Source organism: Streptomyces sp. BYX5S, assembly GCF_054724165.1.
Genome location: NZ_CM138829.1, coordinates 4656706 through 4672912, shown reverse-complemented (window position 1 = coordinate 4672912; position 16207 = coordinate 4656706). Strand labels below are relative to the sequence as shown.

At 72.1% G+C, this 16207-nt stretch carries 17 protein-coding genes and 1 pseudogene; 14 read left to right on the top strand and 4 right to left on the bottom strand.

What is annotated here, in order from left to right; all coding sequences use genetic code 11:
• Positions 1-3: 3 nt before the first annotated feature.
• On the bottom strand, positions 4-1212 hold the full coding sequence (locus ACYBSK_RS21350; RefSeq protein WP_460242902.1) for an oxygenase MpaB family protein: 1209 nt from the start codon (positions 1210-1212) through the stop codon (positions 4-6).
• Between the two features lie 229 nt (positions 1213-1441).
• On the opposite strand from ACYBSK_RS21350, the gene ACYBSK_RS21345 reads away from it, so the two are divergent.
• From ACYBSK_RS21345 to ACYBSK_RS21335, 3 genes are read left to right on the top strand one after another with little or no spacing between them, the layout of a single operon-like run.
• Entirely contained in the window at positions 1442-3034 is a 1593-nt protein-coding gene (locus tag ACYBSK_RS21345) for a succinic semialdehyde dehydrogenase (protein ID WP_460242901.1), read from the top strand.
• Complete coding sequence (locus tag ACYBSK_RS21340) at positions 3031-3594, top strand: DUF4334 domain-containing protein (protein ID WP_460242900.1); 564 nt, start codon at positions 3031-3033, stop codon at positions 3592-3594. The genes ACYBSK_RS21345 and ACYBSK_RS21340 overlap by 4 nt, the downstream gene beginning before the upstream one ends.
• Complete coding sequence (locus ACYBSK_RS21335; RefSeq protein WP_460242899.1) at positions 3591-4643, top strand: NAD(P)-dependent alcohol dehydrogenase; 1053 nt, start codon at positions 3591-3593, stop codon at positions 4641-4643. Before ACYBSK_RS21340 ends, ACYBSK_RS21335 begins: the two co-directional genes overlap by 4 nt.
• 49 nt (positions 4644-4692) lie before the next feature.
• Here ACYBSK_RS21335 and ACYBSK_RS21330 read toward each other — a convergent pair whose 3' ends face one another.
• Positions 4693-5574 carry an SDR family oxidoreductase gene (locus ACYBSK_RS21330; RefSeq protein WP_460247072.1) on the bottom strand — a complete coding sequence of 294 codons (882 nt, stop codon included), beginning with the start codon at positions 5572-5574 and terminating at the stop codon, positions 4693-4695.
• Positions 5575-5669: 95 nt separating this feature from the next.
• Between ACYBSK_RS21330 and ACYBSK_RS21325 the strand changes: the two genes are divergently transcribed.
• Both ACYBSK_RS21325 and ACYBSK_RS21320 read left to right on the top strand, forming a co-directional pair.
• Positions 5670-6251, top strand: a complete 582-nt coding sequence (locus ACYBSK_RS21325) for a TetR/AcrR family transcriptional regulator (RefSeq protein ID WP_460242898.1) — start codon at positions 5670-5672, stop codon at positions 6249-6251.
• 85 nt (positions 6252-6336) lie between these two features.
• On the top strand, positions 6337-7167 hold the full coding sequence (locus tag ACYBSK_RS21320; protein WP_460242897.1) for an aldo/keto reductase: 831 nt from the start codon (positions 6337-6339) through the stop codon (positions 7165-7167).
• 31 nt (positions 7168-7198) lie between these two features.
• Here the strand turns inward: ACYBSK_RS21320 and ACYBSK_RS21315 are convergent, their stop codons facing one another.
• Positions 7199-7894 carry a type 1 glutamine amidotransferase domain-containing protein gene (locus ACYBSK_RS21315; protein WP_460242896.1) on the bottom strand — a complete coding sequence of 232 codons (696 nt, stop codon included), beginning with the start codon at positions 7892-7894 and terminating at the stop codon, positions 7199-7201.
• 95 nt (positions 7895-7989) lie between these two features.
• Between ACYBSK_RS21315 and ACYBSK_RS21310 the strand changes: the two genes are divergently transcribed.
• From ACYBSK_RS21310 to ACYBSK_RS21300, 3 genes are all read left to right on the top strand, one after another.
• The gene (locus ACYBSK_RS21310) at positions 7990-8736 is read left to right on the top strand and encodes an IclR family transcriptional regulator (protein WP_457478776.1); all 747 of its coding nucleotides are present in this window, start codon (positions 7990-7992) and stop codon (positions 8734-8736) included.
• A gap of 93 nt (positions 8737-8829) precedes the next feature.
• Positions 8830-9309: a hypothetical protein gene (locus ACYBSK_RS21305; RefSeq protein WP_460242895.1), complete on the top strand. Its 480-nt coding sequence runs from the start codon at positions 8830-8832 to the stop codon at positions 9307-9309.
• The gene (locus ACYBSK_RS21300) at positions 9306-9557 is read left to right on the top strand and encodes a hypothetical protein (RefSeq protein WP_460242894.1); all 252 of its coding nucleotides are present in this window, start codon (positions 9306-9308) and stop codon (positions 9555-9557) included. Before ACYBSK_RS21305 ends, ACYBSK_RS21300 begins: the two co-directional genes overlap by 4 nt.
• Positions 9558-9578: 21 nt before the next feature.
• On the opposite strand, the gene ACYBSK_RS21295 is transcribed toward ACYBSK_RS21300, so the two are convergent.
• Positions 9579-9950, bottom strand: a complete 372-nt coding sequence (locus ACYBSK_RS21295) for a YybH family protein (protein ID WP_460242893.1) — start codon at positions 9948-9950, stop codon at positions 9579-9581.
• 127 nt (positions 9951-10077) lie between these two features.
• Here ACYBSK_RS21295 and ACYBSK_RS21290 point away from each other — a divergent pair, with 127 nt between their 5' ends.
• From ACYBSK_RS21290 to ACYBSK_RS21265, 6 genes and pseudogenes are all read left to right on the top strand, one after another.
• Positions 10078-10950, top strand: coding sequence for a LysR family transcriptional regulator (locus tag ACYBSK_RS21290; protein WP_460242892.1), 873 nt, complete (start codon positions 10078-10080; stop codon positions 10948-10950).
• A 443-nt stretch (positions 10951-11393) separates the two neighbouring features.
• Positions 11394-12524, top strand: coding sequence for an LLM class flavin-dependent oxidoreductase (locus ACYBSK_RS21285; protein WP_460242891.1), 1131 nt, complete (start codon positions 11394-11396; stop codon positions 12522-12524).
• Positions 12521-12904, top strand: a pseudogene (locus ACYBSK_RS21280) (GNAT family N-acetyltransferase); the annotation flags it as partial. The gene ACYBSK_RS21285 and the pseudogene ACYBSK_RS21280, both read left to right, overlap by 4 nt.
• A 96-nt stretch (positions 12905-13000) precedes the next feature.
• On the top strand, positions 13001-13966 hold the full coding sequence (locus ACYBSK_RS21275) for an amino acid ABC transporter permease (RefSeq protein ID WP_460247071.1): 966 nt from the start codon (positions 13001-13003) through the stop codon (positions 13964-13966).
• The gene (locus ACYBSK_RS21270; RefSeq protein WP_460242890.1) at positions 13963-14955 is read left to right on the top strand and encodes an ABC transporter substrate-binding protein; all 993 of its coding nucleotides are present in this window, start codon (positions 13963-13965) and stop codon (positions 14953-14955) included. Before ACYBSK_RS21275 ends, ACYBSK_RS21270 begins: the two co-directional genes overlap by 4 nt.
• 47 nt (positions 14956-15002) lie before the next feature.
• Positions 15003-16205, top strand: a complete 1203-nt coding sequence (locus ACYBSK_RS21265; protein ID WP_460242889.1) for an LLM class flavin-dependent oxidoreductase — start codon at positions 15003-15005, stop codon at positions 16203-16205.
• Positions 16206-16207: the final 2 nt, after the last annotated feature.

Here is a 16207-nt window from a genome sequence, read left to right as displayed (position 1 = left end):
GTGTCAGTCCTGCCGGTTGTGCGTCGGGATCACGATCGGCGTGGTCTGCCCCGAGGCGCCCTTGTTCAGGAACGCCATCGCCAGCGCGCGGATGAACTGGTCGAACATGTAGAAGGAGCCGGGCGCGACCGGGTTCAGGCCCTCACGGAACAGGATGAAGGCCGGCCACACGGTGCGGATCAGGGCGGCCGCCGCGTAGTCGCGCTTGAGCCCCAGCCAGTCGCCGATCTCGTTGCTGAGGACGTAGCGCACGAATTCGTTGAGGAACCCGCGCGTGACACCGAGGTCGATCTGTGCGGTCAGCCCGAGGAGGTCCTCGGCCAGCGCGATGCCCTCGGTGGTGGGGGAGAGGATCGGCGTGAGCACCTGCGCGGACTGCTTGTCCGCCTCGTCCCACGTCTTGGGGATGTACTCGTCGTGCACGCCGAGCAGGTGCAGGGCGACCTGCCAGCTGTGCAGGAAGGCGTCCTGGTCCTGCGCCGAGAACGGGACCTTCCAGTCGAGCAGCTTCCTGCGCACGAACGTGCCGAGGCTGTGGAAGGTGACGAGGATGTCGGCGTTGCTGATCGGGATCTTCTGGTCCGACACCGCCGACCAGTGCGGGGACTGCGGCAGCATGTGCCGCACCGCGGCGTGCACCATGCGGGTCTTGTTGGCCGTGACGATGAACTGGCCCTCGGGCTCGAAGCCCTTGAGCTGCGCCAGGTCGTAGCCGAACGTAAAGGTCTTCGCCGCGCGGTCCTGCATGTCGGCGCCGCCCGCCGACCAGTAGACGCTCTTCGCCTCCCGCGGGATCACGGTGCTCATGATCCCGCTGCCGAGGCCGTAGAGCATGAAGAGGTAGGTGTCCTTGCGCCGGTTGAAGTCGGCGGCACGGGCCAGCTTGGTCATGTCCGCCCAGTCGGGCAGCTTGTTGACCCCGCGCAGGTACGTGGCGACCTCGGTCGGCATGCCGCTCGGCAGCGGGTCGTTGTTGTTCACCCACGACTCGAACGCCTTGTTGACCGCCGGGACCTGGCCGCTGGTGATGACCTTCGCCATCAGCGGGTCGATCGCGTCGTCCCACACGTACTCCGGGTCGGTGCCCGCGCCGGCGCCGGCGACCGAGCCGGTGGGCGACCACGCCCACGCGCTGGTCGCCGTGCCCGTCGAGCCCACGAGTCCCAGCGCGGCGCCGAGCGACAGGACGTTTCTGCGGCTCAGATTAGTCATTGACTTACTCGCTTTCCTGGTAGTCCTGGCGGTTCAACAAGCCCGGAAGTGCAAGGTGTTGGGGTTGCAGCCGCGCTTCAAATCTTGTTCCAGGATGTGATTTCCGATTAACATAGCGAGGCGCGCAGTCATCGACAAGAGAGTCGACGAGAGTGTCGTCACGGTGTCGATGTGACCGATGCGAACCGGCCGCGGACGCGGTCCGGTCCCGTACGAGCGAGGAGCCCGCATGACCACGGAGCAGGCCCGACCGGCGTGGGTGACACAGGAGTTGACCGCGCGCTGGTGCGGGTGGGTGCGCCGGGACGCGAAACGCGCCGAGGGCGAGTCGCCCGCGCCGCTGTCCGCGGTGGCCCCCTTCGACCTGTCGCCGACCGCGACCGTGCCGACGTGCACGCCGGACGACGTGGCGGAGGCGGTTTCCGGAGCCCGTGCCGCCCAGGCGCAGTGGGCGGGGACGCCGCTGAAGCGCCGCGGCGACGTCCTCCTCGCCTTCCACGACCTGCTGCTGGCACGGCAGAGCGAGGCGCTCGACCTCATCCAGTGGGAGACCGGCAAGGCCCGCTATCACGCCTGGATGGAGGTGGCGCAGGTCGCGACGATCGCCCGCCACTACGCGCGCCGCTCCCGGCACTACCTCGCCCCGCACCGCGCACGCGGCATGGTGCCGGGCGCGACGAGGGTCAGGGAGGTGCGGGTGCCGAAGGGCGTGATCGGCATCATCTCCCCCTGGAACTACCCCCTCTACCTCGGCGTCGGCGATGTCCTGCCCGCCCTCATGGCGGGCAACGCCGTGGTGTCCAAGGCGGATTCGCAGACCGCGCTGACCCTGCTGTGGACGCGCGCCCTCATGGCGGAGGCCGGGCTGCCGACCGACCTGTGGCAGATCGTGACCGGCCCCGGCTCCGTGGTCGGTACCGCCCTCATCGACGCCGTCGACTACATCGGCTTCACCGGTTCCACCGCCACCGGCCGCGCCGTCGGGGAACGCGCAGCCCGCCGCCTCATCGGCGCCTCCCTCGAACTCGGCGGCAAGAACCCGCTGATCGTGCGCGCGGACGCCGACATCGCCGCCGCGGCGGCCGGGACGGTGACGGCGGCCTTCGCCAATACCGGACAGATGTGCATCCACATCGAGCGCGTCTACGTCCACGAGAACGTCTACGCCGCCTTCCGCGACGAACTGGTCCGCGCCACCGCGGCGTTGCGCCTCGGCCGGCCCTACGACTACACCGCCGACATCGGTTCCCTCACGTCCGAGGCCCAGCTGGCGGCGGTGGGCGCCCACGTCGACGACGCGGTGGCCAAGGGGGCGACCGTCCTCGCGGGCGGCAGGGCGCGCCCCGACATCGGCCCGCTCTTCTACGAGCCCACGGTCCTCGAAGGCGTCACCCGGGAGATGCCGGTGTGCGCCGAGGAGACCTTCGGCCCGGTCGTCTCGCTCTACCCGTACGCGTCGGACGACGAGGCGGTGGCCCTCGCCAACGAGGGCGGCTACGGCCTCTCGGCGTCGATCTGGTCCAAGGACACCCGCACCGCCGCCCGCCTCGCGAGCCGCGTCCGCGCCGGCTCGGTCAACATCAACGACGGCGCCGCGGCCGCCGCGGGCAGCATGGAGGCCGGGATGGGCGGCATGGGCGAGAGCGGACTCGGCAGGCGGCACGGCGCCGAGGGCATCCGCAAGTACACCGAGAGCCAGACGCAGGCCACGCAGCGCTTCCTGCCGCTCGGCCCGACGAAGCTGGAGGAGAACGCGGTGAAGACCTTCATCCGCCGTACGAACGGCCAACTGGCCCTGATGCGCAAGCTGGGAGTGCGATGAGCAGCGAGGTGAGCGGAGAGGTGAGCGGCGCGGTGAACGAGGTGCGTGAACGCTGGGCGGAGCTGCGCGCGGCGCAGGGCCCGCTGGACCCGGCCGCACTCGACGCCCTGTGGGCGGAACTGGAGCCCGTCGACGCGGCGTCGCTCCTCGGCTCCTGGAGCGGTTTCGCCTTCCTCACCGGCCACCCCATCGAGAAGGTGCTGGCCGCCAGCAGCTGGCACGGCAAGCGGTTCGACGCCCTCGACGACGCCAAGCCACTGATCTGCCGCGCCGAGGACGGCGGCCTCTACTCCGACACCACGGCGGGGCGCGGCGAGGCCAGCCTCTGGAACGTCGAGTTCCGGGGCGAGGTGACCGCCACGATGGTCTACGACGGGATGCCGGTGTTCGACCACTTCAAGCGGGTCGACGAGAACACGCTCATGGGCGTGATGAACGGCAAGCCGGACGTGGTGCTCGCGCAGGGGCGGCACTTCTACTTCGGCCTGGAACGCGAGGCGCCGGACGCCGAGACACCGGACGCCGAGGCCGCGGATCGCCGGGCTCCGGGGCGCCGATGAAGGCCTCGGTGCTGCTCTCCCGGGGCTCCGGGCCCGTCGACCTGGTCGAGGCCGAGCTGGACGATCCGCGGCCGCACGAGGTGGCGGTGCGGATCGAGGCGGTCGGCGTGTGCCACACGGACCTCGTCACGCGCAGGGCGCTCGGCGACCGCCCGGCGGTGCTCGGCCACGAGGGCTGCGGCGTCGTCGAGCGGCTCGGACCGGAGGTCGACACCCTCGCCGTGGGGGACCGGGTCGTGATCTCCTTCGCGTCCTGCGGCCGCTGCGGCCAGTGCCGCTCCGGCCACCCGGCGTACTGCGCCCTGGCGACACCGCTGAACAACGCGGGCCGCCGCCCCGACGGGACGCCGACGATCCGGGTCGGCGGGACCCCGGTGTTCGGCGCCTTCTTCGGGCAGTCCTCGTTCGCCACGACCGCGCTGGCCGACGCCCGCTCCTGCGTCCCGGTCGGCGACGCGCCGCCCGCGGTGGCCGCCCCGCTGGGCTGCGGATTCCTCACCGGGGCGGGCGCCGTCCTCAACGTCCTGCGACCGGGCCCCGGCGACCGGCTCCTCGTGATCGGCGGCGGCGCGGTCGGCAGCGCGGCCATGCTGACGGCGCTGTCCGAAGGCGTCGACGTGGTCGTGGCGGAACCGGTCGCCGCGCGCCGCGCCCTGGCGATCCGCTTCGGCGCGCACGCGGTCCCCTCGCTCGACGACCCGATGCCCACGGTGACCCACGCCCTGGACACCACGGGCCGCCCGGACCTGCTGACCCGGGCCCTCGCCCTGCTCGAACCGCGCGGCACGCTCGCGGTGGTGGGCCTCGGTCCCGCCACGGCCGGCATCGACGTCCGCGACCTGATGCTGCGCGGCCTGAACCTGCGGGGCTGCGTCGAGGGCGACGCGCAACCCGCCCTCCTGATCCCCGAACTGCTGACCCGCCACGAGAAGGGCGTCCTGCCCCTCGACGCGCTGGTGGCGACGTACCCCCTGGCCGACTTCGACCGCGCGGTCGCGGAGCAACGGGCGGGGGAGGTGGTGAAACCGGTACTGATACCCGGGCGTTGAGGGGCGGGTGGGGAGCGGGAGACTCAACGGGGCTGTCGGCGCGGACGCCTCACGGCTGAACCCTCTCCAGGTCCTCCAGCAGACTCGGACGGGTCGGCTGCCAGCCGAGCGTGGCGCGGGTGTGGGCGCTGCTCGACGGCTGGTCCGTCGCGAAGACCGGGCCGAGCGGGCCGAAGTCCTCCTCCGGTACGGATGAGGTGGGGAGGCCGAGACGGCGGCCGATGACCGCGGCGATGTCCCGAACGGCGTCGCCCTCGTCGGCGACGGCGTGCCAGGCCGTCCCGGCGGGCGCCTTCTCCAGGGCGAGACGGAACAGGACGGCGGCGTCCAGGGCGTGGACGGCGGGCCAGCGCTGGGCGCCGTCGCCGGGGAAGCCGGAGACGCCCGTGCGGCGGGCGATGTCGGTGAGGAGTCCGGCGAAGCCGCCGGTGCCCTCGTTGTGGACGGTGCGGGGCAGGCGGACGGCCGAGGCGCGTACGCCGCGCGAGGCGAGTTCCAGGGCGCGGTTCACGGTCACGCCGCGCCCGCCGACCGGCCCGTCCGTGGGCAGCGGGTCCTCCTCGGTGGAGGCCCGTCCCGGCACCCAGGGCGTGCCCGAGACGGTGACGAGCGGCCGGTCCGTGCCGACGAGGACCTCGCCGAGCGCGCTCAGTGCCGCCCCCTCCTCGGCGATCCCGCGCGCGAGCGCTTCGGGGGAGCTGAAGTCGTTGCTGAAGGCGAGATGGACGACGCCGTCCGACGCGCGGGCGGCGTCGCGCAGCACGTCGAGGTCGGCGAGACCACCGCGGACCACGTCCGCGCCGGCGGCTGTGGCGCTCTGCGCGGAGGCGTCGGAGCGGGCGAGGGCGGTGACCGAGTGGCCCGCGGAGAGTAGTTCGGCGACGACGGCCGAGCCGACCAGGCCGGTGCCGCCGGTGACGAAGACGCGCATGGCGAACTCCAGGGTGTGAGTGAAGTGATGCGACAGCTGTCGCATCACCGTACACCCCCTGATGCGACAGGTGTCGCATCACTTAGGATGGGCGTATGCCGAGATGGAAGCCGGATGCCCGGCAGCGCCTGGTCGTGGAGGCGCTGCGGCTGTTCGCGGAGCAGGGGTACGACAACACGACGGTCGCCCAGATCGCCGAGCGCGCCGGGCTGACGCGCAGCACGTTCCACCGGCACTTCGCCGACAAGCGGGAGATCCTCACGGCGGGGCAGAAGACCCTCAGCCGGCTCCTCGCCGAGGGCATCGAGAGCGCTCCCGCCGACGCGAGCCCGGTGGCGGCCGTCGCGGCAGGTCTGGAGCGGGCGTCGGGCGAGATGACCTCGTTCAACCGCGAGCTCAGCCCGCTGCTGCACGCCGCGATCGAGGCCAACCAGGAACTCCAGGAACGCAACGCCCTCAAGAGCGTCGGCCTCGCCGCGGCGATGGTCGACGCGCTCCGGCGACGCGACGTCCCACCGGCCACGGCCCAGGTGGCCGCGGAACTCGGCGTTCTCGCCTTCAAGCTCGGCTTCGCCACCTGGGCCGCCCCCGACCGCGACGCCGACCCCGGCGAACTGGCCCCCCTCGTCCTGACCGCCCTCGACGAACTGCGCGAAGCGGCGGCCGGGTTGCGCTAGTCCGCCCGGGGTGGTGGCGCCCGGCGCACCCCGTAGGTTTGGACGTGACACACGTCTTGACGCACCACGTAAGGACACACGAGTCATGAGCACCACCCCCGAGGTCACCCTCAACAACGGCGTCACCATGCCGCAGCTCGGTTTCGGCGTCTTCCAGGTACCCGACGACGAGGCGCACGCCGCGGTCACGGCCGCCCTGGAGAGCGGCTACCGCAGCATCGACACCGCCGCCCTGTACGAGAACGAGAAGGGCACCGGCCGGGCCGTCGCCGACTCGGGGCTGGCCCGCGAGGACGTCTTCGTCACCACCAAGCTGTGGAACACCGAGCAGGGCCGGGACGCCGCGCTGCGCGCCTTCGACGCGTCCCTGGACCGGCTCGGCATGGACTACGTGGACCTCTACCTCATCCACTGGCCCGTACCGGCCCTCGACAAGTACGTCGAGACGTGGCGGGCCCTGGAGGAGATCCTCGCCGACGGCCGGGCCCGCGCCATCGGAGTCTCCAACTTCCTCCCCGAGCACCTGGACCGGCTCGCCGCCGAGACCTCCACGGTCCCCGCGCTCAACCAGATCGAGCTGCACCCGCGTCTTTCGCAGGACACCCTGCGCGCGTACGGCGCCGAGCACGGCATCGCGACCGAGGCCTGGTCACCGCTGGGCCGCGGCAACGGCGTCCTCGACGACGCGACCGTCACCGGCCTCGCCCGCAAGCACGACCGCAGCCCCGCGCAGATCGTGCTGCGCTGGCACCTCCAGCTCGGCAACGTCGTCATCCCGAAGTCGGTGACCCCGGCCCGGATCCGCGAGAACATCGCCGTCTTCGACTTCGAGCTGGACGCCGACGACATGGCCGCGCTCGCCGGCCTGGAGACCGGCGAGCGCGTGGGCCCCGACCCGGCGGTGTTCGGGAGCTGAGTCCTGAGCCCGCGGTCCGGTCCGACAGGCCCTAGCCGAGCCGTTCGAGGAGCCGCTCGGCGAGCGGACCGGACGAGGCCGGGTTCTGGCCGGTCACCAGGTTGCGGTCGACGACCACGTGCGGCGCCCACGGCGCACCGACCCGCACGTTGATCCCGGCCTCGGTGAGCCGGTCCTGGAGCAGCCACCGCGCCTTGTCGGCGAAACCGGCCTGCGCCTCCTCGTCGTTGGTGAACGCGGCGACCTCGTACCCCGCGAAGGCGTTGCCACCGTCGGGCTTCGTGGCGGCCAGCATCGCGGCCGGGCCGTGGCAGACGACGCCGAGCGGCTTGCCGGACTCCAGGGCGCGGGTGAGGAGCCTGCCGGAGTCGGCGTTGACGGCGAGGTCCTCCATCGGGCCGTGACCGCCGGGGTAGAAGACGGCGGCGTAGTCGTCCAGGTCCACCTCCTCCAGCTTGATCGGGGAGTGCAGCTCCGCGTTCTCGGCCACGGCGGCGGCCATCCGGTCGGCGTTCTCCTGGCCGTCGTTGAACTCGGGCGCCAGACTGCCCTGGTCGACGGTGGGGACGACACCGCCCGGCGTCGCCACGACGATCTCGTGGCCCGCCCCCTTGAGGACGTCGTAGGGGGCGATGGCCTCCTCCGCCCAGAACCCGGTGGGGTGCCGGGTCCCGTCGGCCAGAGTCCAGTGGTCGGAGCCGGTCAGTACGAAAAGGATCTTCGACATGGGGCGCTCATCTCCGCGGTGGGGGTCGGTGAAACCTCGTTCTCGACGGTAGGCCCGGGGAGCCGGACGGACCAACGGTGGGCTACCGTGCCCGCGTGGCAGAGCGGATCCAGTCGGTGGAGCGGGCGGCGCTGGTCCTCCGGCTGCTCGCGTCCGGGACCGGCCAGTTCGGGACGGTCGAGCTGGCCCGCGCGATGGGGCTGTCCGAGGGAGCCCTGCACGGGATCCTCGACACGCTGGTCGCGGCGGGCCTGGTGGCCCGCGACCCGGACACCGGCAAGTACCGCATCGGCGCGTCCCTGCTCCACCTGAGCAACCGCGACCTCGACGGCAACGAGCTGCGCGCCCGCTCGCTGCACAGCGCCGACACCCTCGCGGCCCGCAGCGGGGAATCGGTGTGGATCGCCACGCCGCACGAGGGCCGCGCCCTCGTCGTCCACCACGTCTTCCGCCCCGACGACAGCACGCAGGTCCTGCGCCTGGGCGAGCACCTGCCGCTGCACGCCTCGGCCGTGGGCAAGACGCTGCTCGCCTTCGACCGTGACCTCGACGTCCCCGGGAAACTGCCGCCCTTCACCGACCGCACGCTCACCGAACGCGCCGCGCTGGCGGCCGAGTTGTACGAGATCCGCCGGCGCGGCTGGGCGGCGTCCGTCGACGAGCACGTCACGGACCGGACCGCCATCGGCGCCCCGCTCCGCGACGGTTCGGGGCGCACGGTCGGCGCCATCAGCGTCGCGGGACGCACCCACCGCCTGACCGCGGCGGGGCAGGCGCGCGCGGATCTCGCGGCGCACGTCACGGACGCCGCGCGGGAGATCAGCGACGCACTGGCCCGCTGAACCGGTCGTACAACCTTTGAACGATCTTGCTGGTCATGTGTGCGACAACTCCGTGCCGCGAACGGCGCGGAGGCCCGCACCGAGAGAGGCACCATGCGTTCCACCGCTGCCCGCCGTACCGTCCTGGCCGTGTCCGCCGCCACCTGCTCGCTCGCCCTCACCGCCTGCGGTGCGGGCCAGGACGGCGGTGACGGGGCGGACGCGAAGGCCGCTGCCTCGCCGTCGGCGCCGGTGAAGGCGCTGACCGCCGCCCAGTTGGGCAAGGCGGCGCTCGCCGAGGGCGATGTGAAGGGGCAGAAGATCACCGAGCCGGGCAAGAAGGACGTCATCGGAGCCGGCACCGTCTCCGTCGACAAGGCGGCCTGCGACCCCGTCGGCCAGGTCCTGTCGGGGCTGCCCTCGGTCGACCCCGAGACGAGCGTGCAGCGCCTCGTCGTGCACGAGTCCGCCAAGGCCAAGAAGGGCATGCCCTCGATGGACGAACTCGCGGACATGACCGAGAAGGAGGCCGAGGAGGCGACGATCGACTCGCTCGACATCACCAGGACGACGGCCTCCCTCTGGTCTCCATGACGGTCGAGGGCGACAAGCAGCAGGTCACCGCGGTCAAGAGCGAGAAGCTCGCGGTCGGCGACGACGCGGTCGCCTGGACCGTCGGGACGAAGCAGGACGGTACGCCCGCCGACACCAAGGTCGTCGTCGTACGCGTCGGCGGCACGCTCGCCGGGTTCTCGTCGTTCAACATCGCGGCCGTCACCCGCGGCGAGGCGTACGAGCAGCCGACCGCCGTCATCGAGAAGCAGACGGCCAAGCTGGGCTGACCCCGACGCTGCACCCCGTCTCTACGGGGCGGGCGGCGCGAACTCGGGCTGGTCCAGGATGCGCAGCCAGCTCCCGTCGGGCTGGCGGCGCACGACCTGGGCGCGGGCCCCGGTGCCGTCCTTCGGCGGGGTCGAGGTGAGGGCGATGTCGCCGTTGACCAGGGTCGGCAGCGGCTGCTCCGGCTCGAAGCGGGGGCGGCCCGCCAGCACCTTTTCCCACAGCACGCGGATCGCCTCCCGCCCCACGGTCACCTGGCCGGGCGGGTAGGCGAGGACCGCGTCCTCGGCGTAGAGCGCGGCGACTCCCGCCGCGTCGCCCGCGTTCGAGCGCTCGACGAAGAGTCGGGTGATGTCCTCGGGGCGCATGGCCTTCTCGTGCGCCTGCTCCTGCATGGGTTCCTCCCGTGGGTGTGCTCTGTAGCCGTACTCCTGCGCTTCGTTTTCCAGCCTCGGCCCGGCCTCTCCAGAAGTCCAACAGATGGTTCTGCTGGAAACTAGAATCTGGAGTCATGGAGGCGTCATGGAGATGAGGCAGCTCGAGTACTTCGTCGCGGTGGCCGAGGAGCGCAACTTCACGCGGGCCGCCGAGCGGGTGCACATCAGCCAGTCCGGTGTCAGCGCGCAGATCCGCGGGCTGGAGCGGGAACTCGGGGCCGAGCTGTTCGACCGCTCGGCCCGCACCATCACGCTCACGGTCGCGGGCAAGGCCGCCCTGGAACACGCCCGCGCCGCGCTCGCCGCGGCCGCGGCCATCGGGCCGGCCGTGGCCGAGGTGACCGAGCTGATCCGGGGGCGGCTCACCGTCGGCATGGTCATCGGCTGCACCATCACCCCGCTGTTCGACGCCCTCGCCGCGTTCCACGAGGCACATCCCGGCGTCGAGCTTGCGCTGCTGGAGGACGGCTCGGACCGGCTCGTCGAGGGAGTGCGCGCGGGCGACATCGACCTCGCCCTCATCGGCGCCGCGCACTCCACCCCCGACGGCCTCGACGCACTGACGCTCATCGACGAACGCCTCGTCGTGGCGGTACGGCCCGATCACCCCCTGGCGCGGCAACGGAGCGTCGAGCTGCGGGATGTGATGGCCCACCAGGTCATCTGCATGCCACCCGGCACCGGCCTGCGCGCCGTCTTCGACCGGGCGTGCGCAGCGCAGGGCCTGCGCCCCACCATCGCGCTGGAGGCAAGCGCCGCCGACTCGATCGCCGCCCTCGCCGACCGCGGGCTCGGCGTGGCCATCCTCAGCGAGTCGATGGCCGCGGCCTACCGCGACCGGCTCACCGCCCGCACCCTCGACGACGTCGACACACCGGCACTGCTCGCCCTCGTCTGGAAGCGGGCCCACAACCCGGCACTGCGCGAACTGCTCGCGCACGCCAGGGGAGCGTTCTGACGTTCCCCTGCGCTCCGGCAGGACCGGCCCTGCCAGGACAGGAGCGGCAAGTCCGCGTACCGGCACGCCCGGTGAAGGTCCGGTATGCGGTCGTCACTTGACGAACACCCGCATGAACTGGTCAATTGGTCCCATGACTGCCCAGCCGCACTTGGTCTCGCGCGACCACATCGACTTCGGTCGGGTGTGGTCGGCGGCGTGTTGCGCCTGAATCGGCAGCGGGCCCTCTGACCGGCCCTTTTCTCTCTCGGTGACCCGTTCGTGGGCCGAGCTCTGATGTCTCCCGCGCGCTGCCGCCGCATCGCATTCCCCTCTCCTGACGCCGCCCGTCGTCGTCGCCCACGTATCGGCCCGACCGCCTGACGGGCCGTCATCCACGCCTGCGTGCACGGCAGTTCCGGCCTGCCTCCGTGCGCGCGGCGCCGCCTCCGAAAGGCCACCTCATGCCCGTGGAATTCCTCGGCATCGCCGCCACCAACGACGGCTCCGAAACCACCGCCCGCTCCGGCGCCTCCTTCGACAAGGACTACACGCTCCGGCTCGCCCGCGCCCACGAGGAGCACGGCTGGGACCGGGTGCTGTTCGCCTACGGCTCCGGCTCGCCGGACCCCGCACCGGCCGCCGCCTACCTCGCGAGCCACCTGGAGCGGCTGAAGATCCTGCTCGCCCACCGCCCCAACGTGTCGTACCCGACCTTCGCCGCCAAGACGTTCGCCACCCTCGACCAAATCAGCGACGGCCGGCTGACCGTCCACTTCATCACCGGCGGCAACGACCACGAGCAGGGCCGCGAGGGCGACACCCTCACGAAGGACGAGCGCTACGCCCGCACCCGCGAGTACATCCGCGTCGTCAAGAAGATCTGGACCACCCGCGAGCCCTTCGACCACGAGGGCGAGCACTACCGCTTCCACGACTTCGTCAGCGATGTCTTCCCCGTCCAACAGCCGCGCCCCGCCGTCTCGTTCGGCGGCTCGTCGCCCGCCGCGTACGCCGCCGGCGGTGCCGAGGCCGACATCTACTGCCTCTGGGGCGAACCCCTCGCGAAGACCGCCGAACAGATCGAGACGGTGAAGACCGCGGCCAGGGCGGCGGGCCGCACCGACGTGCCCCGCATCCAGGTCGCCTTCCGGCCCATCATCGCCCCGACCGAGGAACTGGCCTGGGAGAAGGCCCACCGCACGGTCGGCGCCATCCGCGAGCGCCGCGAGGCCGGACTCGTACGGCACCACCGCGGCGGCGCCCCGCAGAACACCGGATCGCAGCGCCTCCTCGCCATCGCCGAGGCGGGCGAGCGCTACGACCGCGCCCTGTGGACCCCGACCGCCGCCGCCACCGGCGGCGCGGGCAACTCCAACGCCCTCGTCGGCACGCCCGAAACCGTCGCCCAGGCCCTCCTCGACTACTGCGACCTCGGTGTCGACATCCTCTCCGCGCGCGGCTACGACCTGCTGGACGACGCCATCGACTTCGGCCGGTACGTGATCCCGATCGTGCGCGAAGAGGTCGCCAAGCGCGACGCCGAGCGCGCCGGACGCCACAGCGGCGAAGCACCCGCGGTGGTGGGCGCATGACGTCCGTCGCCCCTCAACCAGGCGCCGATGTACACGACCTGACGGTTGTTCACGTCCCCGTCTCCGACCCCCGCGTCCAGCCGCTGCTGCGTGAACTCGGCCACGAGTACGCGACCCGCTACGGAAAGGACGCGCACGCCGAGATCGCCCGCTACCCGGACGAGGAGTTCACCCCCGACCACGGAGGGCTGCTGCTCCTGATCCTCGAAGACGGCGAACCCGTCGCGGGCGGCGCCTTCCGCCGCCACGACGCGACGACCGCCGAGCTGAAGCGCATCTGGACGCACTCGGCGCACCGGCGGCGCGGGCTCGCCCGCCGCGTCGTCGCCGAACTGGAGCGGGAGGCGGGCCGGCGCGGCTACCGGCGCGTGTACCTCACCACCGGACCGCGTCAGCCCGAGGCCCGCGGCCTCTACCTGGCGACCGGATACACGCCGCTCTTCGACACCTCGGCCGACCCCGAGACGATCGGCCCGCTGCCCTTCGAAAAACACCTTCCCGCCCAGACGCGGGCCGTCGGGGGAGTGGCCCCGGACGGCCTCAAGGTCGTCCCCGTCCGTCACTACGCCCGCTGGGTGGCGGCCACCGCCGTCCTCGTGCTCGTCGCCCAGTTCGCGCACGGCCTGCTCACCAACCCCGTGTGGGAATGGCACGTCTTCCGTGACTACGTCCTGTCCGAGACGATCGTGCGGGCCGTCTGGGTGACCCTCCAACTCACCGCCTACGCGACGGTGCTGGGGTTCCTCCTCGGAACCGTCATCGCGTTCATGCGGATGTCCCGCAGCCCGGTGCTCCAGACCGTCGCCTGGACGTACATCTGGGTCTTCCGCTCCATCCCGATGATCGTCCAGCTGGTCTTCTGGTTCAATCTCAGCGCCCTCTACCAGGAGTTGGGCGTCGGCATCCCCTTCGGCCCGGTCCTCTGGTCCGTCGACAGCAACAGCCTCATCGGCACCATCGGCGCCGCGATCATCGGCCTGACCCTGCACCAGGCCGCGTACGCCGCCGAGATCGTCCGCGGCGGCGTGCTCTCCGTCGACCCGGGACAGTCGCAGGCCGCGGCCGCGCTCGGCATCCCGCGCCTGCGGCAGATCCGCCGCATCGTGCTGCCGCAGGCCATGCGCGCCATCCTGCCCACCGCGGGCAACGAGATCATCGGCCTGCTCAAGGGCACCTCGGTCGTCTACGTGATGTCCATCGGCGAGCTCTTCTACCAGGCGCAGGTCATCTACGGCCGCAACGGCCGGGTCATCCCGCTGCTGCTCGTCGCCACCGCCTGGTACGTCGTGCTGACCTCGCTGCTCTCCATCGCCCAGTACTACGTCGAACGCCGCTACGCCCGGGGCACCGACCGCACCTCGCCGCCCACCCCGCTCCAGCGCCTGCGCCGCCTCGCCCGCACCCCGCTCCGAGCGCCCCGCACCCAAGGAGAACGACCGTGACCGCCACCTTCCTCCTGCGCCGCCGCACCACCGCGACCGCCGCGCTCGGACTCGCCTCCGCCCTGCTCCTCGCCGCGTGCGGCAACCCCTCCGACGGCGGCACGACCGAGGTCGCGGACGGATCCGGGGCCAAGGCGAAGATCAACCTCAGCCCCGACCAGGACCGCGTCACCACCGGCAAGGTCGACGCGATAGCCGCCGAGGTGCCCGAGCGGATCCGCGACAGAGGCACCCTTGAGGTCATCGGCTCCTCCGGCTCCGCCGCGCCGCTCGGCTTCCACGCCACCGACAACAAGACCGTCATCGGCGTCGAGCCCGACCTCGCCCACCTCGTGGCCGACGTCCTCGGCCTCAAGGTGCACCGCACCAGCGCCTCCTGGGAGAACATCTTCGTCGGCCTCGACAGCGGCAAGTACGACGTGGGCCTGAGCAACATCACGGTCACCGAGGAACGCAAGGAGAAGTACGACTTCGCCACCTACCGGGAGGACAACCTGGGGTTCGAGGCGAAGAAGGGCAGCGGCCTGAAGGTCACCGGACCCGAGGACGTGGCCGGGAAGACCGTCGCCGTCAGCAGCGGAACCAACCAGGAGAAGCTGCTCATCGAGTGGAGCGAGGACAACGTGAAGGCCGGCCGGAAGCCGGTCGACATCAAGTACTACCAGAACGACAGCGACACCTACCTCGCCCTCCAGTCCGGCCGCATCGACCTCTACCTCGGCCCCAACCCCACCGCCGCCTACCACGCGGCCAGCACCGGCAGGACCGAGGTCGTCGGCACCTACTCCGGTGCGGGCGCCCGGCTCCAGGGGCTCATCGCCGCCACCACCAAGAAGGACAACGGCCTGGTCAAGGCGCTCGCCGACGCCCTCAACCACGTGATCGACGACGGGAGTTACGCGAAGGTCCTGAAGCGCTGGGGACTGTCCGACGAGGCCGTGAAGACGTCGCGGATCAACCCGCCGGGCCTGCCCCGGAACGCCACGTGACCGACCGGCCGCCCCGCCCCGCACCCACCTCCAGGAAGGCACCCGTCGTGACATCCCCTCCTCCGCTCCACCTCGCCGTCGCCCTCGACGGCACCGGCTGGCACCCCGCCTCGTGGCGCGAGCCGGCCGCCCGCCCGCACGACCTGTTCACCGCCGCGTACTGGGCGGACCTCGTCGCCGAGGCCGAGCGCGGACTGCTCGACTTCGTCACCATCGAGGACGGCCTCGGCCCCCAGTCCTCGCACTTCCTCGACCCGGACGAGCGCACCGACCAGGTGCGCGGCCGCCTCGACGCCGTCCTGATCGCCTCCCGCGTCGCCCCGCTGACCCGGCGCATCGGCCTCGTCCCGACCGCCGTGGTCACCCACACCGAACCGTTCCACCTCTCCAAGGCCATCGCCACCCTCGACTACGTCAGCTCCGGCCGCGCCGGGGTGCGCGTGCAGATCACCGCCCGGCCGAACGAGGCCGCCCACTTCGGCCGCCGCACCGTCCCCCGCATCGACGCCTACGACAGCCCGGACGCCGCCGAGTCGGTGACCGAACTCTTCGACGAGGCCGCCGACTACGTGGAGGTCCTGCGGCGGCTGTGGGACAGCTGGGAGGACGACGCCGAGATCCGGGACGCCGCCACGGGCCGCTTCATCGACCGCGACAAGCTGCACTACATCGACTTCCAGGGGCCGCGCTTCCGCGTCCGCGGCCCCTCCATCACACCCCGCCCGCCCCAGGGCCAGCCACCCGTCACCGCCCTCGCCCACGACACGATCCCGTACGGGCTCGTGGGCCGCGCCGCCGACATCGGGTACGTCACCCCGCACGACGCCGAACAGGCCCGCGACATCGTCGGCCGGATCCGCGCCGCGCAGGACACGGCGGGACGGGCGGAGCAGCCCCTGCACGTCTTCGGCGACCTGGTGGTCTTCCTCGACGAGGAGCCCGGCGCCGCCCTCGCCCGCAGGGACCGGCTCGACGCGCTCGCGGGAGAGCCCTGGACGAGCGACGCCCGGATCTTCGCCGGGACACCCGCACAACTCGCAGACCTGCTAGTGGAGTTGGGGGCCGCGGGGCTCACCGGGTTCCGGCTGCGGCCCGCCGTCGTGGGCCACGACCTCCCGGCGATCACCCGGGGCCTCGTCCCCGAACTCCAGCGCCGCGACGCCTTCCGCCGCGCCTACGAGGCCGACACCCTGCGCGGCCACCTGGGCCTCGCCCGCCCCGCCAACCGCTACGCGACCGCGACCGCCTGAGC

Coding starts and splice junctions, on each gene's coding strand:
- ACYBSK_RS21325 (WP_460242898.1), top strand. CDS start 5,670: ATGCCGAGATGGAAGCCGGATGCCCGGCAGCGCCTGGTCGTGGAGGCG.
- ACYBSK_RS21335 (WP_460242899.1), top strand. CDS start 3,591: ATGAAGGCCTCGGTGCTGCTCTCCCGGGGCTCCGGGCCCGTCGACCTG.
- ACYBSK_RS21350 (WP_460242902.1), bottom strand. CDS start 1,212: ATGACTAATCTGAGCCGCAGAAACGTCCTGTCGCTCGGCGCCGCGCTG.
- ACYBSK_RS21330 (WP_460247072.1), bottom strand. CDS start 5,574: ATGCGCGTCTTCGTCACCGGCGGCACCGGCCTGGTCGGCTCGGCCGTC.
- ACYBSK_RS21300 (WP_460242894.1), top strand. CDS start 9,306: ATGACGGTCGAGGGCGACAAGCAGCAGGTCACCGCGGTCAAGAGCGAG.
- ACYBSK_RS21290 (WP_460242892.1), top strand. CDS start 10,078: ATGGAGATGAGGCAGCTCGAGTACTTCGTCGCGGTGGCCGAGGAGCGC.
- ACYBSK_RS21305 (WP_460242895.1), top strand. CDS start 8,830: ATGCGTTCCACCGCTGCCCGCCGTACCGTCCTGGCCGTGTCCGCCGCC.
- ACYBSK_RS21295 (WP_460242893.1), bottom strand. CDS start 9,950: ATGCAGGAGCAGGCGCACGAGAAGGCCATGCGCCCCGAGGACATCACC.
- ACYBSK_RS21345 (WP_460242901.1), top strand. CDS start 1,442: ATGACCACGGAGCAGGCCCGACCGGCGTGGGTGACACAGGAGTTGACC.
- ACYBSK_RS21315 (WP_460242896.1), bottom strand. CDS start 7,894: ATGTCGAAGATCCTTTTCGTACTGACCGGCTCCGACCACTGGACTCTG.
- ACYBSK_RS21340 (WP_460242900.1), top strand. CDS start 3,031: ATGAGCAGCGAGGTGAGCGGAGAGGTGAGCGGCGCGGTGAACGAGGTG.
- ACYBSK_RS21320 (WP_460242897.1), top strand. CDS start 6,337: ATGAGCACCACCCCCGAGGTCACCCTCAACAACGGCGTCACCATGCCG.
- ACYBSK_RS21285 (WP_460242891.1), top strand. CDS start 11,394: ATGCCCGTGGAATTCCTCGGCATCGCCGCCACCAACGACGGCTCCGAA.